The following is a 22747-nucleotide window of genomic DNA, read 5'->3' as shown; positions in this document are numbered from 1 at the left end:
CCCCCGCCCGCTCTCCCCGTTGATCATGAGGTTGGCGACGGATTTGGAGATCCACATCGCCGCCAACCTCATGATCGGCGCGGTCAGGCGCGGGGTCACTCGCCCGCCCGGAGGGCGGCGTGCAGGTCCTGCAGGGGGCGGACCTTCAGGTCGCCCCGGATGCGGGCCTCGATGCCCATGACCGCGGCTGCGGCGCCGGGGACCGTGGTGACGCAGGGGATGTCGACGCTCACCGCGGCGCTGCGGATCTCGTACCCGTCGGAGCGGGCGCTCGCGCCGGAGCCCTGCGGCGTGTTCACCACCAGCGCCACGTCCCCGCCGAGGATCAGCGAGACCGCGTCCGCACCCTCACCCGACTCGTAGTGCTTGCGGATCTGCTCGCAGGCGATGCCGTGCCGGCGCAGCACCTCGGCCGTGCCGGTGGTGGCCACGATCTCGAAGCCCAGGTCGGCCAGGCGCTTGATCGGGAAGATCATGCCGCGCTTGTCCCGGTTGGCGACCGAGACGAAGATCTTCCCGGCGGTGGGCAGCGACCCGTACGCGGCAGCCTGCGACTTGGCGAACGCCTGCCCGAAGCCGGTGTCGATGCCCATCACCTCGCCGGTGGACTTCATCTCCGGGCCGAGCAGCACGTCGATGCCCTTGCCGGAGGGGGTGCGGAACCGCTTGAACGGCAGCACCGCCTCCTTGACCGCGATCGGCGCGTCGGCCGGCATGGTGCCGCCGTCGCCGGTGGGCGGCAGCATCCCCTCGGCGCGCAGCTGCGCGATGGTGGCGCCGAGCGCGATCCGGGCCGCCGCCTTGGCCAGCGGCACCGCCGTGGCCTTCGAGACGAACGGCACGGTACGGGAGGCACGCGGGTTGGCCTCCAGCACGTAGAGCATGTCGCCCTGCAGCGCGTACTGGACGTTGAGCAGGCCGCGCACCCCGACGCCGCGGGCGATCTCCTCGGTGTAGCGGCGCACCTGGGCCAGGTGCGAGCCGGCCAGGGTGATCGGCGGCAGCGCGCAGGACGAGTCGCCGGAGTGGATGCCGGCCTCCTCGATGTGCTCCATCACGCCGCCCAGGTAGACGTCGCCGTCGGCGTCCACGAGCGCGTCCACGTCGATCTCGATGGCGTCGTCCAGGAACCGGTCCACCAGCACCGGGCGGTCCGGCGAGATGGCGGTGGCCCGGCCGATGTAGTCGCGCAGCGTGGCGTCGTCGTACACGATCTCCATGCCGCGCCCGCCGAGCACGTACGAGGGGCGGACCAGCACCGGGTAGCCGATCTCGTCGGCGATCGCCTTCGCCTCGTCGTACGAGGTGGCCATGCCGTGCGCGGGCGCGCGCAGCCCGGCCCGGGACAGCACCGCGCCGAACGCGCCGCGCTCCTCGGCCAGGTGGATCGACTCCGGGGACGTCCCGACGATCGGCACCCCGGCGTTCTTGAGCCGCTGGGCCAGGCCGAGCGGCGTCTGCCCGCCGAGCTGGACGATCACCCCGATCACGCCGGGGCCGCCGGCGGCCTTGCCGGAGGAGTCCTCGGCGTGCCAGACCTCCAGCACGTCCTCGAACGTCAGCGGCTCGAAGTAGAGCCGGTCGGCGGTGTCGTAGTCGGTGGAGACGGTCTCCGGGTTGCAGTTGACCATCACCGTCTCGTAGTCCACGGCCCGGAGCGCCTGGACCGCGTGCACGCACGAGTAGTCGAACTCGATGCCCTGACCGATCCGGTTCGGCCCGGAGCCCAGGATCAGCACCTTCGGCCGCGCCGAGGGCGCCACCTCGGTCTCCGAGTCGTAGGTCGAGTAGTGGTACGGCGTGGTCGCCTCGAACTCGGCCGCGCAGGTGTCCACCGTCTTGTAGACCGGCCGTACGCCGAGCCGGTGGCGCAGCGTGCGGACGCCGTCCTCGGCGGCCAGCTCGGGACGCAGCGCGGCGAGTTGCCGGTCGGACAGGCCGGCGCGCTTGGCCCGGCGCAGCAGACCGGCGTCGAGCACCGGCGCGGCCACGATCTCGGCGCGCAGCTCGACCAGCGAGGCGATCTGGTCCAGGAACCACGGGTCCATGCCGCCGGACGCCTCGGACACCTCGGCGATCGACGCGCCCAGGCGCAGCGCCCGCTCGACGGTGTAGAGCCGGCCGTCGTGCGGCGTCCGCAGCGCCGCGAGGGTGTTCTCCAACGTGGCGCCGTCCGGGTCCGGAGTGGTCCAGAAGCCCGACGCCTTGGTTTCCATCGAGCGCATCGCCTTGTTCAGCGCCTCGGTGAAGTTGCGGCCCAGGCTCATCGCCTCGCCCACCGACTTCATGGTGGTGGTCAGCTCCGGGTCGGCGCCGGGGAACTTCTCGAACGCGAACCGGGGGATCTTCACCACCACGTAGTCGAGCGTCGGCTCGAACGCCGCAGGCGTCTTGAGCGTGATGTCGTTCGGGATCTCGTCCAGCGTGTAGCCGATGGCCAGCTTCGCGGCGATCTTCGCGATCGGGAAGCCGGTGGCCTTCGACGCCAGCGCCGAGGAACGCGACACCCGGGGGTTCATCTCGATCACGACGATCCGGCCGTCGGCCGGGTTGACCGCGAACTGGATGTTGCAGCCGCCGGTGTCCACCCCGACCTCGCGCAGCACCGCGATGCCGAGGTCACGCAGCCGCTGGTACTCCCGGTCGGTGAGCGTCATCGACGGCGCGACGGTGACGCTGTCGCCGGTGTGCACGCCCATCGGGTCGACGTTCTCGATCGAGCAGACCACCACCACGTTGTCGTGGCGGTCGCGCATCAGTTCGAGCTCGTACTCCTTCCAGCCGAGCACGCTCTCCTCGATGAGCACCTCGTGCACCGGGCTGGCCGCGAGGCCCGAGCCGGCGATGCGCTCCAGGTCCTCGTCGGTGTGCGCCATGCCGGAACCGAGGCCGCCCATCGTGAACGACGGCCGGATGACCACCGGCAGGCCCAGCTCGGCGACCGTCTCGCGGACCTCGTCCATCGAGTGGCAGACCCGCGAGCGCGGCACCAGCGCGGACGGATCCTCCAGGCCCAGCCGTACGCCGGCCTTCGCGACGATCTCCTTGAACAGCTGCCGGTCCTCGCCCCGGTTGATCGCCTCGATGTTCGCGCCGATCAGCTCGACGCCGTACTTCTCCAGCACGCCGGCCTCGTGCAGCGCGACGGCGGTGTTCAGCGCGGTCTGCCCGCCGAGCGTCGGCAGCAGCGCGTCGGGGCGCTCCTTGGCGATGACCAGCTCGACGAACTCCGGGGTGATCGGCTCGACGTACGTGGCGTCGGCGAACTCCGGGTCCGTCATGATCGTCGCCGGGTTGGAGTTGACCAGGCTGACCCGGATCCCCTCGCTGCGCAGCACCCGGCAGGCCTGGGTGCCGGAGTAGTCGAACTCGCAGGCCTGTCCGATCACGATCGGCCCGGAGCCGATCACCAGGACGTGCTTGAGGTCGGTCCGCTTAGGCATTCTTGCGCCCCTCGATCAGCTCTGCGAAACGGTCGAAGAGGTAGTCCGCGTCGTGCGGGCCGGCCGCCGCCTCCGGGTGGTACTGGACGGTGAAAGCGGGGATGTCGACGCCCCGCAGCCCCTCGACCACGTTGTCATTGAGGCAGACGTGTGACACCTGGACACCGCCGAACTCGGTCTGGATCACCTGATCCGGCACCACCGCGCCGTCCCCGGCGCCCGGCACCTGCACCGCGAAGCCGTGGTTGTGGCTGGTCACCTCGACCTTGCCGGTGGCCCGGTCGAGCACCGGCTGGTTGATGCCGCGGTGGCCGTACCCCAGCTTGTAGGTGCCGAAGCCGAGCGCCCGGCCGAGGATCTGGCTGCCGAAGCAGATGCCGAACAGCGGGATCCGCCGGGCCAGCACCTCCCGGGCCAGCGCCACCGGACCGTCGGCGGTCGCCGGGTCGCCCGGGCCGGGCGAGAAGAAGACCGCGTCCGCGCCGGTGGCGAGCAGGTCCTCGATCGTCGACCCGGCGGGCAGCACGTGGGTGGTGACGCCGCGGGCGGCGAGCCGGCGCGGCACGTTGCGCTTGATGCCCAGGTCCACCGCGGCCACCGTGAACCGGTGCTCGCCCTCCGCCTCGACCACGTACGGCTTGGCGGTGGTCACCTCGTCGGACAGGTTCGCGCCGACCATCTGCGGCGAGCGGCGCACCCGCTCCAGCAGCGCGGCCGGGTCGTCCTCGACGCTGGAGATGCCGACCCGCATCGCGCCGCGCTCGCGCAGGTGCCGGGTCAGCGCCCGGGTGTCCACGCCGCTGATGCCGACGACGCCCTCGGCGGCGAGCCGGTCCTCCAGCCCGCCGTCGGCGCGCCAGTTGGAGCTGATCCGGGCCGGGTCACGCACCACGTACCCGGCCACCCAGATCCGGTCGGACTCGTCGTCCTCACCGTTGACGCCGGTGTTGCCGATGTGCGGCGCGGTCTGCACCACCACCTGCCGGTGGTACGAGGGGTCGGTGAGCGTCTCCTGGTAGCCGGTCATGCCGGTGTTGAAGACCGCCTCGCCGAAGGTCTCCCCGACGCTGCCGTACGCCTCGCCGTGGAACGTGCGCCCGTCCTCGAGGACGAGAATCGCAGGACGTCTCTTCACTTAACTGCCTTTCCGTCCAGGACCGTCGGCTCGCCGCGCAGGAAGGTCGCCACGATGCGACCCGGCAGCGTCATGCGGGCGTACGGGGTGTTACGACTACGGCTGGCCAGCTCCGCCGGTTCGATGACGCGGCGGGCGGCGGGGTCGACAAGGGTCAGGTTGGCCGGCACGCCGGGCGTCGGGTCGACGCCGTGCCCGGTCAGGCCGGCGATGCGGGCCGGCGTGCGGGACATCCGCTCGGCGATCAGGTCCCAGCGGGGGCCGAACACGTCGAGCGCGATGGACAGGGCGGTCTCCAGGCCGAGCATGCCCGGCCGGGCGTACGCCCACTCGCACTCCTTGTCCTCCACGGCGTGCGGGGCGTGGTCGGTGGCGATGATGTCGATCACGCCCTCGGCCAGCGCCTCCCGCAGCGCGGCGATGTCGGCGGCGGTGCGCAGCGGCGGGTTGACCTTGAAGACCGGGTCGTAGCTCTCCGCCTTGGCGTCGGTCAGCAGCAGGTGGTGCGGCGTGACCTCGGCGGTGACCCGTACCCCGCGCGCCTTGGCCTGGCGCAGCACCTCGACGCTGCCGGCGGTGGAGACGTGGCAGACGTGCAGGCGGCTGCCCACGTGCTCGGCCAGCAGCACGTCCCGGGCGATGATCGCCTCCTCGGCGACGGCCGGCCAGCCGGTCAGGCCGAGGCGGGTGGACACCTCGCCCTCGTGCATCTGCGCGCCCTCGGTGAGCCGGGGCTCCTCGGCGTGCTGGGCGATCACGCCGTCGAACGCCTTGACGTACTCCAGGGCCCGGCGCATCAGCCGCGGGTCGGACACGCAGTGCCCGTCGTCGGAGAAGATCCGCACCCCGGCGGCGGAGTCGGCCATCGCGCCCAGCTCGGCCAGGCGCTCGCCGGCCAGCCCGACGGTGACCGCGCCGATCGGCTGCACGTCGACCAGGCCGGCCTCCCGGCCGAGCCGCCACACCTGCTCGACCACGCCGGCGGTGTCGGCGACCGGCGAGGTGTTCGCCATCGCGCACACCGCCGTGTAGCCGCCGAGCGCCGCGGCCCGGGAACCGGACTCGACGGTCTCGGCGTCCTCCCGGCCGGGCTCGCGCAGGTGGGTGTGCAGGTCGACCAGGCCGGGCAGCGCGACCAGGCCGGTCGCGTCGACGACCGTGGCGTCGTCGGCGGCGAGTCCGTCGCCGACGGCGGCCACCACGCCGTCGCGGATGAGCAGGTCGGTCGGCTCGCCGCCGACCACACTGACGCCTGTGATGAGGTACGCGGTCACCGGTTGTTCCCTCCGAGCAGCAGGTAGAGCACGGCCATCCGCACGGAGACCCCGTTGGCGACCTGTTCGACGATGGTGGAGCGGGGCGAGTCGGCCACCTCGGGCGTGATCTCCATGCCCCGGTTCATCGGCCCGGGGTGCATGACGATCGCGTGCTCGGGCAGCCGGCGCATGCGCGGCCCGTCGAGCCCGTAGCGGCGGGCGTACTCGCGGGCCGACGGGAAGTAGGAGTCACCCATCCGTTCGCGCTGCACCCGCAGCATCATCACCACGTCCACATCTGGGAGAACGGCGTCGAGGTCGTAACAGACGTCGGTGCCGGGGGCCAGGGCGGCGGCGATGTCGACCGGGATGAGCGTGGGCGGGCCGATCAGGGTGACCTTCGCGCCGAGCGTGGACAGCAGCAGCACGTTGGAGCGGGCCACCCGGGAGTGCAGCACGTCGCCGACGATCGCCACGTGCAGGCCGTCGAGCCGGCCCAGCCGGGACCGCATCGTGTACGCGTCGAGCAGCGCCTGGGTGGGGTGCTCGTGGGTGCCGTCACCGGCGTTGACCACCGACCCGTCGACCCACTCGGCCAGCCGGTGCGGCGCGCCCGAGGCGGGGTGCCGGACGACCACCGCGTCCGCGCCCATCGCCTGGAGCGTCAGCGCGGTGTCCTTCAGGCTCTCCCCCTTGGCCACGCTGGAACCCTTGGCAGAGAAGTTGATCACGTCGGCGCTGAGCCGCTTGGCGGCCGCCTCGAACGAGATCCGGGTCCGGGTGGAGTCCTCGTAGAAGAGGTTCACCACGGTGCGCCCGCGCAGCGCGGGCAGCTTCTTGACCTCGCGCCCGGCCACCGTCGCCATCTCCGCGGCGGTGTCCAGGACCAGGGTGGCGGTGGCGGCGTCCAGGTCGGCGCCGGAGAGCAGGTGCCGGATCATGCGGGAGAGCCTCCGTACAGCCGTACCTCGTCGGCGCCGTCGGTCTCGGCGAGGGTGACCTTCACGTTCTCGGCCAGCGCGGTGGGGATGTTCTTGCCGACGTAGTCGGCGCGGATCGGGAGCTGACGGTGACCGCGGTCGACCAGGACGGCGAGTTGCACCGAGGCCGGGCGGCCGACGTCGCTGAGCGCGTCGAGCGCGGCCCGTACGGTGCGGCCGGAGAACAGCACGTCGTCGACGAGGATCACCCGCTTGCCGTCGATCCCGCCGGACGGCAGGTCGGTCGGGCCGACCGCGCGGGTGGCGTGCCGGCGCAGGTCGTCGCGGTAGAGCGTGATGTCGAGCACGCCGACCGGGACGGTGACGTCCTCGAACGTGCTGATCCGGTCCGCGAGGCGGCGGGACAGCGGCACACCGCGGGTGGGGATGCCGAGCAGCACGGTGTCGGCGGCGCCCTGGGTCTTCTCCAGGATCTGGTGGGCGATGCGGTCGACCACCCGCGACACGTCCGCAGCGGCGAGGATCACCTTCACCGAGGGTTGTCGCGGCGGTGACGAATGGGCAGCCGGTGGGTAGGCCACGGCGGACCTCCTTCCCCGCCTCACGGGACGGGTCGTTAAAGGACGTCTGGGTCGGCTCCGGGGGCCCGCGCGGGGCCCGGACCGGGGCTTCACGCCACGTTACCAGCGGTCACCGGGCCGCCCGCCGCCGGTACTGACCTGCTGGTCAGCCCGGAGAAATGGGGACAAGCCACACGAGCGTCCTAGACGTCGTGGACAGCAACACTTGACCGCGTGTCGCAATCCCCGTACCGTCACGCTCCGTAGCGATAGCTGGGAGAACCCCGAGCAGCACTGGGAGTGTCCGAATGCCCTCTGAATACGCCAAGTCGCTGGGCGCCCGCCTGCGCTCCATCCGCCAGCAGCAGGGCCTGTCCCTGCAGGGGGTGGAGGAGAAGTCGAACGGGCGGTGGAAGGCCGTGGTGGTCGGCTCGTACGAGCGCGGCGACCGCGCCGTCACCGTGTCCCGCCTGGCGGAACTGGCCGACTTCTACCGCGTTCCCGTCTCGGAGCTGCTGCCCGACGGCAGCGGGGTGCGTCACGAGCCCACCAGCAAGATCGTGCTGGACCTGGAGCGGCTCTACGACGAGGCCTCCGAGGACCTGGCCTACGTCGCCCGCTACGCGCGCGCCATCCAGCAGCAGCGCGGCGACTACAACGGCCGGGTGCTCTCCATCCGCGCCGACGACCTGCGCGCCCTCGCGATCGTCTACGACGCCTCACCGTCGGGGCTGATCGAGCGGCTGACCGAGCACGGCGTGCTGGTCGCCGACCCGCGGGCGTTCTTCGCGTCCTGACATCCGCGTACGAGAAGGGCCCGTGCCGTCCGGCACGGGCCCTTTCGTCGTCGGAGCGCGGGGCTCAGCGGCTGGCGTACTCGGCGATCCGGCCGAGGATGCCGTTGAGGAACCGGGGCGAGTCGTCCGTCGACATCTGCCGGGCCAGCTCCACCGCCTCGCTGATCGCCACCGCGTCGTCGATCTCGTCGACGTAGAGCAGTTCGTACACGGCGATCCGGGCCAGGTTGCGGTCGACCACCGGCATCCGGTCCAGCGTCCACCCCTCGGCGTAGCTGGCGATCGTCTCGTCGATCCGGTCGAGGTGCGCCGCCACGCCCTCGACCAGCCCGACCGCGTAGCCGAGGTGGTCGGGGCGCGGCTGCTCGATCCGCTCCAGGTAGCCGGCGAGCACCTCGACCGGCGGGCGGTCCCGCAGGTCGGCCTCGAAGAGCACGTCCAGCGCCCGCTTGCGCGCCTTGCGACGCGCGGGCATCTGCTGCTTGGGACCCTCGGCCATCAGGCTCGGCCGAGGTAACGGCCGTCGCGGGTGTCGACCTTGATCTTCTCACCGGTGGTGATGAACAGCGGCACCTGCACTGTGGCGCCGGTCTCGACGGTGGCCGGCTTGTTGCCGCCGGTCGACCGGTCGCCCTGCAGGCCCGGCTCGGTGTAGGTGACCTCGAGCACGACCGAGGTCGGCAGCTCGATGTACAGCGGCACGCTCTCGTGGGTGGCGACGGTCGCCTCGGCCTCGGGGAGGAGGTAGTTGGCGGCCTCGCCGACGGTGCCGCCGGGGACGGTGATCTGGTCGAACGTCTCCAGATCCATGAAGACGTAGTCCTCGCCGTCGGCGTACAGGTACTGCATGGTGCGCTTGTCCACGGTCGCGGTCTCGACCTTGGTGCCCGCGTTGAAGGTCTTGTCGACCACCTTGCCGGACAGCACGTTCTTCAGCGTGGTGCGCACGAAGGCACCACCCTTACCGGGCTTGACGTGCTGGAACTCGACGACGGCCCACAGCTCGCCGTCCAGGTTGAGTACCAGGCCGTTCTTCAGGTCGTTGGTGGTGGCCATTTCCTGCCTTGATCATCAATTGGCGGACAGACCGTCCAAGTCTACTCGCCCTGTCGAATCGGACTCGCACGCTGAGCCAGATGCTGCAGCGCCAGCCGGTAGCCGTCCACGCCCAGCCCGCAGATCACCCCGGTCGCCACCGCGGAGACCACCGAGTGGCGCCGGAACTCCTCCCGGGCGTGGATGTTGGAGATGTGCACCTCGACCAGCGGGCCGCGCAGCATGGCGCAGGCGTCCCGCACCGCTACCGAGTAGTGCGTCCAGGCCGCCGGGTTGAGCACCACCGCCGCCTCCTCGTCGGCCGCCTCGTGCAGCCAGGCCAGCATCTCGTGCTCGGCGTCGGTCTGCCGGACCACCACGTCCAACCCCAGCTCCCGGCCGTGCCGCTCGCAGTCGGCCACCAACTGGGCGTAGCTGGTCACCCCGTACACGTCGACCTGGCGGGTGCCGAGCCGGCCCAGGTTCGGCCCGTTGAGCACGTACACCCTCATGAGCTGATCTCCGCGTACGCGGCGGCGAGCAGGTCGTCCGGCGGCGCCTCCAGGATCGCCGGGCGGGCGATCCCGTCGAGCACCACGAACCGCAGCCGGCTGCCCCGGGCCTTCTTGTCCACCCGCATCGCGGCCAGCAGTTCCGGCCAGGCGTCGGCCCGGTAGCCGGTGGGCAGGTCGAGCGCGGTCAGCACCCGGCGGTGCCGCTCGGCGTCGGCCGCGTCGAGCCGGCCGGCGAGCCGCGCGAGAGTGGCCGCGTAGACCAGGCCGACCGACACCGCGTGACCGTGCCGCCAGCGGTACCCCTCCACCTTCTCGATCGCGTGGGCGAGGGTGTGCCCGTAGTTGAGCACCTCGCGTACCCCGGATTCGCGCAGGTCACCGGCGACCACGTCGGCCTTCACGCGGACCGCGCGCTCGACCAGTTCCCGCAGCACCGGCCCGGCCGGGTCGAGCGCGGCGGCCGGGTCCCGCTCGACCAGGTCGAGGATGACCGGGTCGGCGATAAACCCGCACTTGACCACCTCGGCCATGCCGGCGGCCAGGTCGGCCGGGGGCAGGCTGTCCAGCGTCGCCAGGTCGGCCAGCACGCCGGCCGGCGGGTGGAACGCGCCGACCAGGTTCTTGCCGGCGGCCGTGTTGATGCCGGTCTTGCCGCCCACCGCCGCGTCGACCATGCCGAGCAGCGACGTCGCGACCGGCACCCAGCGCACGCCGCGCAGCCAGGTCGCGGCGACGAAACCGGCCAGGTCGGTGACCGCGCCGCCGCCCACCCCGACCACCGCGTCGGTACGGGTGAACCCGGCGTCGCCGAGCCGCTCCCAGCAGGCCGCCGCCACGTCGACGTGCTTGCCCGCCTCGGCGTCCGGCACCTCGATCAGCAGCGGCGTCACGCCGCCCTCGCGGACCGCGTCGGCGAGCCGGTCGGCGAGCGCCTTGAGCGGCGGCGCGTGCAGGAAGGCCACCCGCTCGGCGCCCGCCAGCAGCACCGGCGGCGGGTCCAGCAGGTCACGTCCCACCAGCACGTCGTACGGCCGCTCGCCGCCGACCGGGATCCGGGTCACCTCGTCCATCGCGGGCAGCCTAGTCCAGCGCGCCGCCCCCGCGCGGCCGTTGTCCACTGGCTGGGTGTTTGTCCGGCCACATCGCGGGTAGGGCGGCCGGAATGAGTGAGACGACGGCACACGCGACCCGACCGGAGTCCGCGACGAGCATCCGGCTGCCCGCCACGATCCTCGGCGTCGGGCTCGGCGGCTTCGTCGACGGCATCGTCCTGCACCAGGTCCTGCAGTGGCACCACATGCTCAGCAGCACCGGCAGCGACCGGATCGGCGTGCGCGAGTACCCGGTGGACACCGTGCCCGGCTTGCAGATGAACACGCTCTGGGACGGCCTGTTCCACGTGGTCACCTGGGTGGCGGTGCTGACCGGCCTGGCCCTGCTCTACTCCCGGGTCACACACTCGCGGGGCCGGCTGTGGCGCTCGCCGATGCTGTGGGGCTGGGCGCTGATCGGCTGGGGCCTGTTCAACCTGGTCGAGGGCGTCGTCGACCACCACCTGCTCGGCATCCACCACGTCCGCGGCGGCCCGAACCAGCTCTGGTGGGACCTCGGGTTCCTCGCGCTCGGCGTGGTGCTGATCGCTGTCGGCTGGACGATCCAGCGCCGGGCCCGCGCGGTGGACCTCTGCGCGCCGGAGCGCCGGTGAGCCTGGCTCACGCCGGGCACGCCGACGGCGGCTTCCCGGCGATCGCGCTGATCCCGGCGGCGCTGTTCTGGGCGTACCTGGCCGCCGCGCTGCGGCTGCGGGACCCGGGCGGGCCCGGCTGGCCGCACGCCCGGACGGCGAGCTTCGGGCTGGGCGCGCTGCTGCTGGCGGGCGGGCTGGCGTGGCCGGCCGGCGACTTCGTCGGGCACATGTGGCAGCACCTGCTGATCGGCATGCTCGCGCCGCTGGCGCTGGTGCTCGGCGCCCCGGTCACGCTGCTGCTGCGCACGCTGGACCGGCGTACCGGCCGGGCCCTGGTCCACCTGCTGCGGCATCCGACAGCACGGGTGCTCGGCCACCCGGTGACCGGCCTGCTGCTCACCGCGGGCGGGCTCTGGCTGCTCTACCTCACCCCGCTGTACCGGGCCACGCTGGACAGCCCGGCCCTGCACACGCTGGTGAACGTGCACTTCCTGCTCAGCGGCTGCCTGTTCGCCTGGTCGATCGCCGGTCCCGACCCGGGCCCGCACCGCCCGCGCGTACCGGTGCGGCTGGTGGTGATCGGGGTCGGGGTGGCCGCGCACGCCACCATCGCCCAGCTGCTCTACGCCGGGCTGTTCGTGGACGTGCCGGCGACCGCCGCCGAGCTGCGGGCCGGCGCCACGCTCATGTACTACCTCGGCGACCTGGCCGAGATCGCGCTGGCGCTGGCGCTGCTCGCCACCTGGCGACCGGAGCGGAGCCCTCGCCGCAGGGCGGCCGGGGCCGTTGCGGCAAATACCTGACCGGCCCCTCCCGACACGTTTCCCACGCACCCATGGCGTTCCACCCACCGACGCCATCGACGCCGGCTGGAACGCCACGGGTGCCATAACGCTCGGGAGACACCCACGGCGTTCCACCCACCAACGTCATCCACGCCGGGTGGAACGTCATGGGTGCCACGACACCCCGGAGACACCCACCGCGTTCCACCGAGGGCGGGAGCCGGGCGCGGCAGTGCGGTTGTCAGGGCTTGAGCAGCGCGGCGATCTCCGCAGCCAACTCCTCCGGCGTACGCCCGTCCGTCACCACGGTCGCGGTCGCCACCTCGGCGTAGAGCGGGCGGCGCTGGTCCATCAGGTGCTTGAGCGTGGCGCGCGGGTTCAGCGCGAGCAACGGACGCCCGGCGCCCAGACCGACCCGCTTGACCGCGTCCGGCAGCTCCACCGACAGGTGCACCACGGTGTGGCCGATCAGCGCGGCCCGGTTCTCCTCGGCCAGCACCGCGCCGCCGCCGATCGCGAGCACGCCCGCGTGCGACGCGAGCGCCGCCGCCACGGCGGCCCGTTCGAGGGTACGGAAGTGCTCCTCCCCCTCGTCCACGAAGATCTCCGGAATGGGCTTGCCGGCGAGGTTCTCGATGTCGGCGTCGGTGTCCCGGAAGTCGACGCCGAGCGCCTCGGCCAGCGCCGTGCCGACAGTGGTCTTGCCGGCACCGGGCGCACCGACCAGCACGCAGATCGGCCGGGTGCTCATCGTTGCCACCTCTCGTTCGCGACTGCGGGACTCCGCTGCGCTGCGTTCCTCGCGCTCACCGGATCACCAAGCTGTCGAGGTAACCGGTCAGGTTGCGGCGCATCTCGGCGACCGAGTCGCCGCCGAACTTCTCCACCGCCGCCTCGGCCAGCACGAGCGCGACCATCGCCTCGGCCACCACCGCCGCCGCCGGCACCGCGCACACGTCGGAGCGCTGGTTGATCGCGGTGGCCGGCTCGCCCGTGGTCACGTCGACCGTGGCCAGGGCCCGGTTCAGCGACGAGATGGGCTTCATGGCCGCCTTCACCCGCAGCGGCTCACCGGTGGTGATGCCACCCTCCAGGCCACCGGCCCGGTCGGTGATCCGCCGCACGCCGGTGGCGGTGGGCACGATCTCGTCGTGCGCCTCCGAGCCGCGCGAGCGGGCCTGCTGCCAGCCGTCGCCGATCTCCACGCCCTTGATCGCCTGGATCGACATGAGCGCGGTGGCGAGGCGCGCGTCGAGCTTGCGGTCCCACTGCACGTGGCTGCCCAGGCCCGGCGGCACCCCGTACGCGAGCACCTCGACCACGCCGCCGAGCGTATCGGCGGCCTTCTTCGCGGCGTCGACCTCGGCGACCATCCGGGCGCTGGCCTCGGCGTCGAGGCAGCGCAGCGGGTCGGCGTCGATGCGGGCGGCGTCCTCCGGGGTGGGGCGAAGCCCCGGCTTGACCGCAACCGGGCCCAACTCGACCACGTGGGAGACGATCTCGACGCCGAGCGCCTGACGCACGAGCGCCTTGGCGACGGTGCCCACCGCGACCCGGGCGGCGGTCTCCCGGGCGCTGGCGCGCTCCAGGATCGGCCGGGCGTCGGTGTGCCCGTACTTCTGCATGCCGGCCAGGTCGGCGTGACCCGGGCGGGGACGGGTCAGCGGCGCGTTGCGGGCCTGGCTCGCCAGCTCCTCCGGGTCGACCGGGTCGGCGGCCATCACGGTGCGCCACTTGGGCCACTCGGAGTTGCCGACCCGGATCGCGACCGGGCTGCCGAGCGTCACGCCGTGCCGGAGCCCGCCGATGATCTCGACCTCGTCCTGCTCGAACGACATCCGGGCACCCCGGCCGTAGCCGAGCCGGCGCCGGGCCAGCTCGCCGGAGATCTCCCCGGTGGTCACCTCGATGCCGGCGGGTACGCCCTCCAGCATCGCGACGAGGGCGGGTCCGTGCGATTCACCTGCAGTCAGCCAGCGCAACACGACGGTCAGTGTGTCACGCCCGGTGGTCACCGGCGTACGCCGCCCGCCGCATCCCGCCCACCGGACAGGCCGCCTCCGCGCCGATCTGCCGCCTCGTGGGGCGAGGCGTTAACAAGGGGCCCTTCCTCTACCGGAGGAGTTAATAAGGGGCCCTTCCTTACACCGGCAGGGCAGCGCGCATCGCGGCGCGTGGGGCGGTGACGCCGGTGAAGTGCTCGAACTGGCCGTACGCCTGGGCAAGCAGCAGGTCCAGCCCGGAGACCACCCGGCACCCGGCTGTCAGCGCCGCCGCCGCGAGCGGCGTGGGCCACGGATCGTAGACGACGTCGAAGAAGACCGACTCCGGTCGCCAGTCGAAGTTGTCGGCGAGCGGGTCGGCCACGCCCTTCGGCACCGTGGAGATCACCAGGTCGGCGCGGGCGTGCGCGGGCGCGCCGTCCCACTCGGCCCCGGCCAATGGCACGCCGGCCGCCGCCGCGACCGGGCGCAGCTCGTCGACCGCCTCCGGGCGGCGGGCCACCACAGTCACCTCGGCCGCCCCGATCCGGGCTGCCGCCGCGATGGCCGCCCGGGCGGTGCCACCGGCGCCGAGCACGGTGACGACCGCCCCGGCGACGCAGCCCGCGCCGGTGAGCACCTCGACCATGCCGGTGACGTCGGTGTTGTCCGCGTACCAGGTGCCGTCGGCGCGTCGTACCAGCGTGTTGGCGGCGCCGACGGCGGCGGCGGCCGGTGAGACCTCGTCGGCCAGCGCGAGCGCCGCCTCCTTGCCCGGCATGGTCACCGACAGCCCGGCCCATTCCGGGCCGAGGCCCGCGACCAGGCCGGGCAGGTCGTCGGCGCCGGCTTCGATCTGGGTGTACGACCAGCCGCTCAGCCCGGCCGCCGCGTACCCGGCGGTGTGGATCACCGGGGAGAGCGAGTGGGCGATCGGCTTGCCGACCACCGCGGCGCGGCGGGGATCGGCCATCAGATGATCCCGGCCTCGCGCGCCTTCTGCTCGTTGCGTTGGTGCTCGGCGTAGGTCTCGGCGAACGCGGAGCGCCCGTCCTTGCTGATCGCCACGAAGAAGAGCCACTTGCCCGGCGGCGGGCTGAGCGCGCCCTGCAGGGCGTCCTTGCCCGGGTTGTTGATCGGGGTGGGGATCAGGCCGCGCAGCTTGCGGTTGTACGGGTTCTTCGGGTCGTCCAGCTCGGCGGCGGTCATGTCCTTCGACGCCTTGGTCGGCCGCCCGGTCAACTCCAGGTAGTAGTTGACGGTGACGTCCATCTCCAGACAGCCGCAGTCGAAGTTGCCCTTGTAGACCCGGTTGTAGGCGACCTGAGCGACCTTGCCCAGGTCGACCTTGTTGCCGGCCTCGGCCTGCGCGAGCGAGGCGACGATCAGCGCCTCGTACGGGGTGATGCCACCGCGGTCCTGCTGCACCTTCTCGGCGTACTGCATGTTCGAGGTGACGGTGAGGAAGTTGTTCACCATCAGCTTGAGCACCGTCTCGGCGGTGGCCTTCGGCGGGATCTCGTAGGTGTCGGGGAACAGGAAGCCCTCGATCGACGGCTTGACCTTCTTGCCGTCGGAGCGCTTGAACCACCAGTCCGGTACGCCGAGCGCCTCCGGATCCTTCGCCGCCGCCTCGAAGTCCTTGACCGGGATGTCGGTCTTCTCGGAGAGCCGCTTGTAGACCGTCTTCGCGGTGAGCCCCTCGGGAATGGTGATCCCGTTCACGATCCGGTTCTTCAGGTCCAGCATGGCCGCGACCGCCGCGTCGCCGCTCATCTGCTTGCGCAGCTTGTACGTGCCGGGCTGGATGTTCTTGCTGCGCGAGTTCTCCTCGGCGGCCTCGATGAACGCCTTGGTGCTCTTCACCACGTCGGCGGCGACCAGCGCGTCGGCCATGTCGGCGAGCAGCGCGCCCTGCTTGATCTCGACTGTCACCTCGCCGGTGCCGGAGCCGTCGTAGTCGGGGGTGACGAAGTAGTTCTGGACCCGGTCGAAGCCGTAGAACGCGCCGCCGCCGATGCCGCCCAGCAGGATCAGCGCGAGCGCGAGGGCGAGCAGGGTCTTGCCCCGGCCGCCGCCGGACTTGCCCTGCCGTCGGCGTACCGCGCCGCGCCGGTGCCGGCCCTTCTCCCCCCTGTCCTGCTCGTCGAAGCCCAGATCAAGGTCGTCGATCATTGCGTCCGCCTCCGCTGTGCGTCCAGCCAGCTCTGCAGAATCTCCACCGCGGCGGCCTGGTCGACCACCGCCCGTTGGCGCTTTCCCCGGACGCCCCGTTCGGCCAGCCTACGACTCGCGACGACGGTAGACATCCTCTCGTCCGTCAGCGTCACCGGAATCGGCCTCATTACATCAGCCAATCGGCTGGCATAGGCTGATACGTTCACCGCCGCGGGGCCGTGCTTTCCGGCGAGGTTGACCGGTAGCCCGACGACGATTCCCACCGCCTCGTGCTCGGCGGCGAGCCGGACCAGCTCGGCCATGTCGGCGGGCACCGCGTCCGGTTCGGCGGTCAGGTCGCGGGCCAGCGTGACCAGGGGCGTGGCGAGGATGCCGTGCGGGTCGCAACGGGCCACACCCACCCGGACCTGGCCCACGTCGACGCCCAGCCGGACGCCACGGGACAGCTCGGCCACTATCGGACACCTCCCCGCCGGTACGGGCCAGGGCGGACCGGGTGGTCCGCCCTGGCGTCGATCGGTGCGCTCATGCCGTATCGCCAGGCATGCGCTCACGGCCCTCGCTCCGCTCGGTGCGTTCACTCATGCCGTACCGGCGACCGCCTGCTCGACGGTGACCAGCAGGTTCGGCGCCTCCGCCGCGGGCAGGCCGCCGCCCTGGGCCAGGTCGTCGCTGCCGCCGCCCCGGCCGGAGAACGCCGCCTTCACGAGGTCCTTCGCGCTCAGGCTCCGCCCCCGGGCGGCCTGGTTGACGGCCACCACCAGGGACGCCTTGCCGTTGGCCCGGGCCGCCACCGCGACCACCGCCGGGCGGGCCGGGTCGATCCGGCCCCGGATCTCCTGAGCGAGGGTCCGCACGTCGTTCGCAGCCGCGCCCTCGGGGGCCTCGGTGCCGACGTACGCGACGCCGCGCACGTCCTTGGCCTGCGCGGCCAGGGCGCCGGCCCCGCCGAGCACGAGCTGGGCGCGCAGCTTCTCCAGTTCCTTCTCCGCGTCGCGAAGCTGGGTGACGGTCTGCTCCACCCGGTCGGCGACCTGCTCCCCCGGCACCCGGAACAGCTCGGCCAGCCGGGACACCAGCAGGTGCTCGCGGGCCAGGAAGCCGAACGCGTCCATGCCGACGAGCGCCTCGATCCGGCGTACCCCGGAGCCCACCGACGCCTCGGAGAGGATCTTCACCAGGCCGAGCTGGGCGGAGCGGGCCACGTGCGTACCGCCGCACAGCTCCCGGGCGTAGTCGCCGACCTCGACGACCCGGACCCGCTCGCCGTACTTCTCGCCGAACAGGGCCATCGCCCCGATCCGGCGCGCCTCCTCCTGGCTGGTGACGAACGCGTGTACCTCCAGGTCGGCCAGCAGCACCTCGTTGACCTGCTGCTCCACGTCGTGCAGCACGCTCGGCGCCACACCCGTCGGGGTGTTGAAGTCGAACCGCAGCCGGCCCGGCGCGTTCAGCGATCCCGCCTGGGTGGCCGACTCGCCGAGGAAGTTGCGCATCGTCTGGTGCACCAGGTGCGTCGCGGTGTGCGAGCGGGAGATCGCCCGGCGGCGGGACACGTCGATCTCGGCGTACCCGGTCTCCCCGGAGCGGACCTCGCCGCGCACCACCTTGGCCCGGTGCACGATCAGGCCGGGCACCGGCTGCTGCACGTCGAAGACCTCGACCTGGCCGCCGCCGACGGTGATGAGCCCCTGGTCGGGCTGCTGCCCGCCGCCCTCGGCGTAGAACGGGGTGGTGTCGAGCACCAGCTCGATCGTGTCGCCCTCGACCGCGGCGGAGATCGCGGCGCCGCCGGACAGCAGCGCGCGGACCCGGGACTCACGACTCAGCTCGGTGTAGCCGGTGAACTCCACCGGCCCGCCGCCGTCGAGCACCGACCGGTACGCCGACACGTCGGTGTGCCCGGTCTTGCGCGCCTGCGCGTCGGCCTTGGCCCGGCTGCGCTGGTCGGCCATCAGCCGGCGGAAGCCCTCCGCGTCGACCTGCAGCCCCTGCTCGGCCGCGATCTCCAGGGTCAGGTCGATCGGGAAGCCGTACGTGTCGTGCAGCTGGAACGCCTTGTCACCGGAGAGCGCCGCCTTGCCGGCCGACTTGGTCTCCGCGATCGCGGTGTCCAGGATCGTGGTGCCGGCGCGCAGCGTGGCCAGGAACGCGTCCTCCTCGGCGTACGCGTACTGGGAGATCCGGCCGAAGTCCTCGGCCAGCTCCGGGTACGACGGCGCCATGCAGTCGCGGGCCACCGGCAGCAGCTCCGGCAGCGCCCGGTCCTGGTAGCCCAGCAGCCGCACCGCCCGGATCGCCCGCCGCATGATCCGGCGCAGCACGTAGCCCCGGCCCTCGTTCGACGGGGTCACGCCGTCGCCGATGAGCATCAGCGAGGTGCGCACGTGGTCGGCGATGACCCGCAGCCGTACGTCGTCCGGGTGCGACTCGTTCGCCGCGTGACCGGAGTGCACGCCGTAGCGCTTGCCGGTCAGCTCGGCGGCCTTGTCGAGGATCGGGCGGACCTCGTCGATCTCGTAGAGGTTGTCCACGCCCTGCAGCAGCGAGGCCATCCGCTCCAGGCCCATGCCGGTGTCGATGTTCTTCGCCGGCAGGTCACCGAGGATCGGGAAGTCCTCCTTGCCGGTGCCCGGGCCGCGCTCGAACTGCATGAAGACGAGGTTCCAGAACTCCAGGTAGCGGTCCTCGTCGACCTCCGGACCACCCTCGCGGCCGTAGGCCGGGCCGCGGTCGTAGTACAGCTCGGAGCACGGGCCGCACGGGCCGGGGATGCCCATCGACCAGAAGTTGTCGGCCTTGCCGCGGCGCACGATCCGCTCGGCCGGCACGCCGGTGGCGCGCCAGATGTCGTACGCCTCGTCGTCGTCCAGGTAGACGGTGGCCCAGATCCGCTCCGGGTCCAGCCCGAAACCGCCCGCCTCGACCGACTTCGTCGCCAGGTCCCAGGCGAGCGGGATCGCCCCGGACTTGAAGTAGTCACCGAAGGAGAAGTTGCCGTTCATCTGGAAGAACGTGCCGTGCCGGCTGGTCTTGCCGACCTCGTCGATGTCAGGCGTACGGATGCACTTCTGCACGCTCGTCGCCCGCGCGTACGGCGGGGTCTGCTGGCCCAGGAAGTAGGGCACGAACTGCACCATGCCCGCGTTGATGAACAGCAGGTTCGGGTCGCTGATGGCGGGCAGCGGAGCGGACGGAACCACGGTGTGCCCGTTCGCCTCGAAGTGGGCGAGGAACCGCCGCTTGATCTCCGCCGTCTTCATCGCTGGTGGTCCTCCGGGAAAATCTCTCGGTCGCCGATGCGCGGGTCCTCCCGCAGCTCGGCGAACTGGTCGTCGTACACCTCGCCGCGGGCGAAGGCCTCGTGGATCTCCTGCTCACGCTCGGCCATGCCGACCCGGACGTCGTCCACGAACGCCCGAAGCGACTCGACCAGACCGCCGGCGGACTCGGACAGCCCGCTGGCGATGCCGGCCGGGGTGTACGCCTGCGCGGTCCGGGTGGCCTTGCGCACCACCAGGACGCCCACGGCCAGCCCGATGCCCAGCCAGAACAACCGCCTCATGCTCTCATCCTCCCGCGTACGCCGGTCGGGGTCAGCGGTTGCCGCGCTTGGCGGCGCGACGCTGCTGCTTGATGGTGTCGCGCACCTCGCGCTCGGTCTCGGCGTGCCGGCGCGCGGAGGCGGCGCGGCGCACGCCGTACCCGAACGCGGCCACCTTCACCAGCGGGTTCGCGGCGGCGGCCGAGACCACGGTGGCCAGGTTCGCCACGTTCGCGGTGACGTTCTGCGCGTGGCTGGTCATGGTGTCCACCTTGGCGAGCTGGAGGTTCACCCCGTCCAGCGAGGTCTGCACCTGCTCCAGCGCCACGTTGACGTTCTTCACCGTGTTGTTCACGTCCCCGAGCAGCGGCGCGGTGCGGTCGTTGAGCTCGTTGATCATGCGGGTCGTCGCGTCCACGGTGTGCCGCAGCCGCAGGATCGGCACCGCCAGCACGAGCACCAGCATCAGGAACGCGCCGGCCAGGACCAGCCAAGCGACCTCGCTACCGTTCACGCGCACGTCCTCCTCAAGCAGTGTCCCGGAACCCGACGCCCCGGAACGCGCGACCGTACCTACCCACTTCGCGCCACGCCGACCCGGTCACCGGGCGCGGACGGGCGTGCCAGCCCCAGACCCTACCGTCCGTGATGAAAGTCGGCTCACGACGGTGAGGGAGTCGCCTCGCCCAGCGGGTCGTCGGTCAGCGTCGGGAACGGATCCTCACCGGTGAGTGACGGATCGGTGGTCGGCGTCGGCCCGGTGCGCTCGTCGTCGATCGCGTTGCGCACCTTCACCGACACCAACGAGCCGGTGCACGTCGCCGCTGCGGGCGCGGCCGGCGCGGAGGGCGCGGGCGCGCCGTCGATCGGCGGCGGCGTGCAGGCCGGGTCGCGTACCCACAGGTCAAGCGTGAGTTCGTCGCGACGCCAGCAGGTGTAGCTGCCCTCGACCTTCTCCTCCGGGCAGCGTTCGACGCTCCACCGCCGCCAGCCGTCCTTTGCCAGCGCCTGCTCGTAGACGGCGACCGTCTGCTCCCATCCCTGCTCCGACTCGACCGCGCGTTCCCGCAGCCGGCAGTCCTGCAGGCACCAGCGGCTGCCGCTGACGTTGTCGACTGTCTTCTTCTCGGCCCAGGCGGGCACGTCGAGCGCGTCGAGGGTGTCGAAGACCGGATCGCGGCTGAGCGTCCGCATGCCGAAGTAGAGCGGTACCGCGCCCAGCAGCAGGAGGCTCACCAGCGCGAGGACACCCATCCGCAGGCGGCGCCGCTCGCGCATCTGCCGCCGCAACTCGGACCGGGCGCCGCGCAGGCCACCGGCCTCCGCGTCGGTCTCGTCCACGCCGGGACCGGCGGGTCGCGGCGCGGGCATGCCGTCCGCGCCGGGCCGTGGCCCGGCAGCCTCCCCCGGGGGTACGACAGCAGCCGCCCGCGCCACCGCCGGAGCGCCCGGAGGCGGCGCCACGCCGGCCGGGTTGCCCGGACCGCTGCGGTCCGGCTCCGGTCCGGGGCCGGCCGCCCGGCCGGTGGTCCGCTCGTCCGGCCCGACCGGTCGCGCCACACCCGCCGCCGCGCGGGCGGCAGGCGCCGGTCCGGCGGCCGCGCCCCGGGCGCCGGGCGCCACCGGTGGACGGGGTCCGCCACCGGGCGGAGGTGCCTCACCGGGCCGGACCGGGCCGGACCCGCCGGGCCCCTGCCGGGGCGGATGCGGGCCGGGACCGCCGGGTCCCTGCCGGGGTGGGTGCGGGCCGGGACCGATACGGCCACCGTCGCCGCCGGGCGGACCGGCCGGACGCGGCGGGCCACCACCGGGACGGCCACCACCGATCGGCACACCACCCGTGCGCTCGACGTCGCTCTGCGGGCCGCCACCGGGTGGTACGCCGGGGCGGGCGGCGCCCCGGGCCGGGCCGGGACGGGCGGGGTTCGCGGCCGGGGCGGGCATCGGAGGACCCGCCGGGGGCGCGATCGGGCCGGACTGATCGGGCCGGACCGGTGCAGCCGGAGGGCCTGCCGCCGCGCCACGCGCCGGCCCACCCGGTCCAGCCGGCGCGGGCCGCCGCGACGGCGTACCCGGATCGGCCGGTTCGGGGCGGACCGGTGGGACGGCGGCGCCGGTACGGCCGGTCGGCTCGTCGGCCGGGCGGCGGGTCACCGGCATGGCGGGGTCGGTGTGTGGCGCGCGACCGGCCTGCCGCAACCATTCGCCCGGCCGCTGCGGGCGCGGGTCGCCGGTGTCGTCAGGCGCCGCGCGACGTCCGGGCCGCGCCGCCTCGGCCGCGGCGCCGGGTTCGGCCGGCCCGTCGGGAGCGGCCCTCCGGCCACCCGGCGCGGCGCGGCGCGGCGCGTTCGCCGGGCCGCCGGACACGGGCGCGCCGGGCAGGTCCGGCGCGTTTCCGCTGCGCGGCACCACCGGCGGGCGGTCCGGTTCCGGGGCGGCCCGGCGGCCACCCGCCGGGGGCACGACGCCCTCCGGCGCGGCGCGGCGGCCGGCGCCGGAGACGGGGCGGGTGCCGGGCGGAACGTCGTCCGGCCGGGCACGACGGCCCGCGCCCGACACGGGCCGGACGCCGGGCGCTACGTCGTCCGGTCGCGCGCGACGGGGCCCGCCGGAGACCGGCTGGACGCCGGCGGTGTCGTCGGGCCGGGCCCGGCGGCCGCCGGGCGGCGAGGTGACGGGCGGGTTGGCCGCGGCCTGGTGCGCGCCCTCCGGCACGCCGGCGCCGTGCCGGCCGCGCGGTGTCGGGGGCCGGTGCTCGCCGTCGACGGGCGGGCGGCCCGGCTCGGCGGGTACCCGGCCGGGTGGCGGCCCGGCGGGCGCGCCGGGCGGCGGCGAGACGCCGGTGACCGGCGGCTGCTGGCCGGTGGGGCCGTCCGCGCCCCGGCGGGC

At 73.1% G+C, this 22747-nt stretch carries 21 protein-coding genes; 3 read left to right on the top strand and 18 right to left on the bottom strand.

All coding sequences use genetic code 11. The features are described from left to right. Positions 1 to 95: 95 nt before the first annotated feature. From carB to pyrR, 5 genes are read right to left on the bottom strand one after another with little or no spacing between them, the layout of a single operon-like run. Positions 96 to 3443, bottom strand: coding sequence for a carbamoyl-phosphate synthase large subunit (carB, locus tag PVK74_RS02440; RefSeq protein ID WP_064448508.1), 3348 nt, complete (start codon positions 3441 to 3443; stop codon positions 96 to 98). Then, entirely contained in the window at positions 3436 to 4578 is a 1143-nt protein-coding gene (gene carA, locus PVK74_RS02435; protein ID WP_166456327.1) for a glutamine-hydrolyzing carbamoyl-phosphate synthase small subunit, read from the bottom strand. The genes carB and carA overlap by 8 nt, the downstream gene beginning before the upstream one ends. Continuing rightward, positions 4575 to 5852, bottom strand: coding sequence for a dihydroorotase (locus PVK74_RS02430; protein WP_274478062.1), 1278 nt, complete (start codon positions 5850 to 5852; stop codon positions 4575 to 4577). The genes carA and PVK74_RS02430 overlap by 4 nt, the downstream gene beginning before the upstream one ends. Then, positions 5849 to 6775 (bottom strand): aspartate carbamoyltransferase catalytic subunit, encoded by a 927-nt coding sequence (locus PVK74_RS02425; RefSeq protein ID WP_030502502.1) that lies wholly within the window; start codon positions 6773 to 6775, stop codon positions 5849 to 5851. Before PVK74_RS02425 ends, PVK74_RS02430 begins: the two co-directional genes overlap by 4 nt. Then, on the bottom strand, positions 6772 to 7356 hold the full coding sequence (gene pyrR, locus PVK74_RS02420; RefSeq protein ID WP_043324953.1) for a bifunctional pyr operon transcriptional regulator/uracil phosphoribosyltransferase PyrR: 585 nt from the start codon (positions 7354 to 7356) through the stop codon (positions 6772 to 6774). The genes PVK74_RS02425 and pyrR overlap by 4 nt, the downstream gene beginning before the upstream one ends. Before the next feature lie 287 nt (positions 7357 to 7643). On the opposite strand from pyrR, the gene bldD reads away from it, so the two are divergent. After that, positions 7644 to 8132, top strand: coding sequence for a transcriptional regulator BldD (gene bldD, locus PVK74_RS02415; protein WP_013285505.1), 489 nt, complete (start codon positions 7644 to 7646; stop codon positions 8130 to 8132). A 64-nt stretch (positions 8133 to 8196) separates the two neighbouring features. On the opposite strand, the gene nusB is transcribed toward bldD, so the two are convergent. From nusB to aroB, 4 genes are read right to left on the bottom strand one after another with little or no spacing between them, the layout of a single operon-like run. Further along, the gene (nusB, locus tag PVK74_RS02410) at positions 8197 to 8607 is read right to left on the bottom strand and encodes a transcription antitermination factor NusB (RefSeq protein WP_174534511.1); all 411 of its coding nucleotides are present in this window, start codon (positions 8605 to 8607) and stop codon (positions 8197 to 8199) included. A 23-nt stretch (positions 8608 to 8630) separates the two neighbouring features. Next, positions 8631 to 9188, bottom strand: a complete 558-nt coding sequence (efp, locus tag PVK74_RS02405) for an elongation factor P (protein WP_013285503.1) — start codon at positions 9186 to 9188, stop codon at positions 8631 to 8633. A gap of 41 nt (positions 9189 to 9229) precedes the next feature. Beyond that, entirely contained in the window at positions 9230 to 9679 is a 450-nt protein-coding gene (aroQ, locus tag PVK74_RS02400; RefSeq protein WP_113973142.1) for a type II 3-dehydroquinate dehydratase, read from the bottom strand. After that, positions 9676 to 10752: a 3-dehydroquinate synthase gene (gene aroB, locus PVK74_RS02395; RefSeq protein WP_043324955.1), complete on the bottom strand. Its 1077-nt coding sequence runs from the start codon at positions 10750 to 10752 to the stop codon at positions 9676 to 9678. Before aroB ends, aroQ begins: the two co-directional genes overlap by 4 nt. Before the next feature lie 92 nt (positions 10753 to 10844). Here aroB and PVK74_RS02390 point away from each other — a divergent pair, with 92 nt between their 5' ends. Both PVK74_RS02390 and PVK74_RS02385 read left to right on the top strand, forming a co-directional pair. Then, positions 10845 to 11387 carry a DUF2243 domain-containing protein gene (locus tag PVK74_RS02390; protein WP_043324956.1) on the top strand — a complete coding sequence of 181 codons (543 nt, stop codon included), beginning with the start codon at positions 10845 to 10847 and terminating at the stop codon, positions 11385 to 11387. Beyond that, a complete protein-coding gene (locus PVK74_RS02385; protein WP_187693650.1) occupies positions 11384 to 12172 on the top strand; it encodes a cytochrome c oxidase assembly protein in 789 nt (262 codons plus the stop codon). Before PVK74_RS02390 ends, PVK74_RS02385 begins: the two co-directional genes overlap by 4 nt. 223 nt (positions 12173 to 12395) lie before the next feature. On the opposite strand, the gene PVK74_RS02380 is transcribed toward PVK74_RS02385, so the two are convergent. The 9 genes from PVK74_RS02380 to PVK74_RS31120 all read right to left on the bottom strand — a co-directional run bounded on the left by PVK74_RS02380 (position 12396) and on the right by PVK74_RS31120 (position 21136). Continuing rightward, positions 12396 to 12905 (bottom strand): shikimate kinase, encoded by a 510-nt coding sequence (locus PVK74_RS02380; RefSeq protein WP_043324958.1) that lies wholly within the window; start codon positions 12903 to 12905, stop codon positions 12396 to 12398. A 55-nt stretch (positions 12906 to 12960) separates the two neighbouring features. Continuing rightward, a complete protein-coding gene (aroC, locus tag PVK74_RS02375) occupies positions 12961 to 14139 on the bottom strand; it encodes a chorismate synthase (RefSeq protein ID WP_069087703.1) in 1179 nt (392 codons plus the stop codon). A gap of 157 nt (positions 14140 to 14296) precedes the next feature. Then, on the bottom strand, positions 14297 to 15109 hold the full coding sequence (locus PVK74_RS02370; RefSeq protein ID WP_064448514.1) for a shikimate dehydrogenase: 813 nt from the start codon (positions 15107 to 15109) through the stop codon (positions 14297 to 14299). Then, positions 15109 to 16311 carry an endolytic transglycosylase MltG gene (gene mltG, locus PVK74_RS02365; RefSeq protein WP_043324960.1) on the bottom strand — a complete coding sequence of 401 codons (1203 nt, stop codon included), beginning with the start codon at positions 16309 to 16311 and terminating at the stop codon, positions 15109 to 15111. The genes PVK74_RS02370 and mltG overlap by 1 nt, the downstream gene beginning before the upstream one ends. Next, on the bottom strand, positions 16308 to 16769 hold the full coding sequence (gene ruvX, locus PVK74_RS02360; RefSeq protein WP_043324961.1) for a Holliday junction resolvase RuvX: 462 nt from the start codon (positions 16767 to 16769) through the stop codon (positions 16308 to 16310). The genes mltG and ruvX overlap by 4 nt, the downstream gene beginning before the upstream one ends. 126 nt (positions 16770 to 16895) lie before the next feature. Beyond that, entirely contained in the window at positions 16896 to 19577 is a 2682-nt protein-coding gene (alaS, locus tag PVK74_RS02355; RefSeq protein ID WP_064448515.1) for an alanine--tRNA ligase, read from the bottom strand. Further along, positions 19574 to 19879 (bottom strand): hypothetical protein, encoded by a 306-nt coding sequence (locus PVK74_RS02350; protein ID WP_013285491.1) that lies wholly within the window; start codon positions 19877 to 19879, stop codon positions 19574 to 19576. Before PVK74_RS02350 ends, alaS begins: the two co-directional genes overlap by 4 nt. 31 nt (positions 19880 to 19910) lie before the next feature. Continuing rightward, on the bottom strand, positions 19911 to 20372 hold the full coding sequence (locus PVK74_RS02345; protein WP_274478054.1) for a DUF948 domain-containing protein: 462 nt from the start codon (positions 20370 to 20372) through the stop codon (positions 19911 to 19913). A gap of 146 nt (positions 20373 to 20518) precedes the next feature. Continuing rightward, positions 20519 to 21136, bottom strand: coding sequence for a hypothetical protein (locus PVK74_RS31120; RefSeq protein WP_043330338.1), 618 nt, complete (start codon positions 21134 to 21136; stop codon positions 20519 to 20521). Positions 21137 to 22747: the final 1611 nt, after the last annotated feature.

The organism is Micromonospora chalcea (assembly GCF_028768405.1).
GTDB classification, from domain to species: Bacteria; Actinomycetota; Actinomycetes; order Mycobacteriales; family Micromonosporaceae; genus Micromonospora; species Micromonospora chalcea.
Note: the sequence above shows the minus strand (reverse complement) of the source record. Positions and strands in the feature narration are given on the sequence as shown.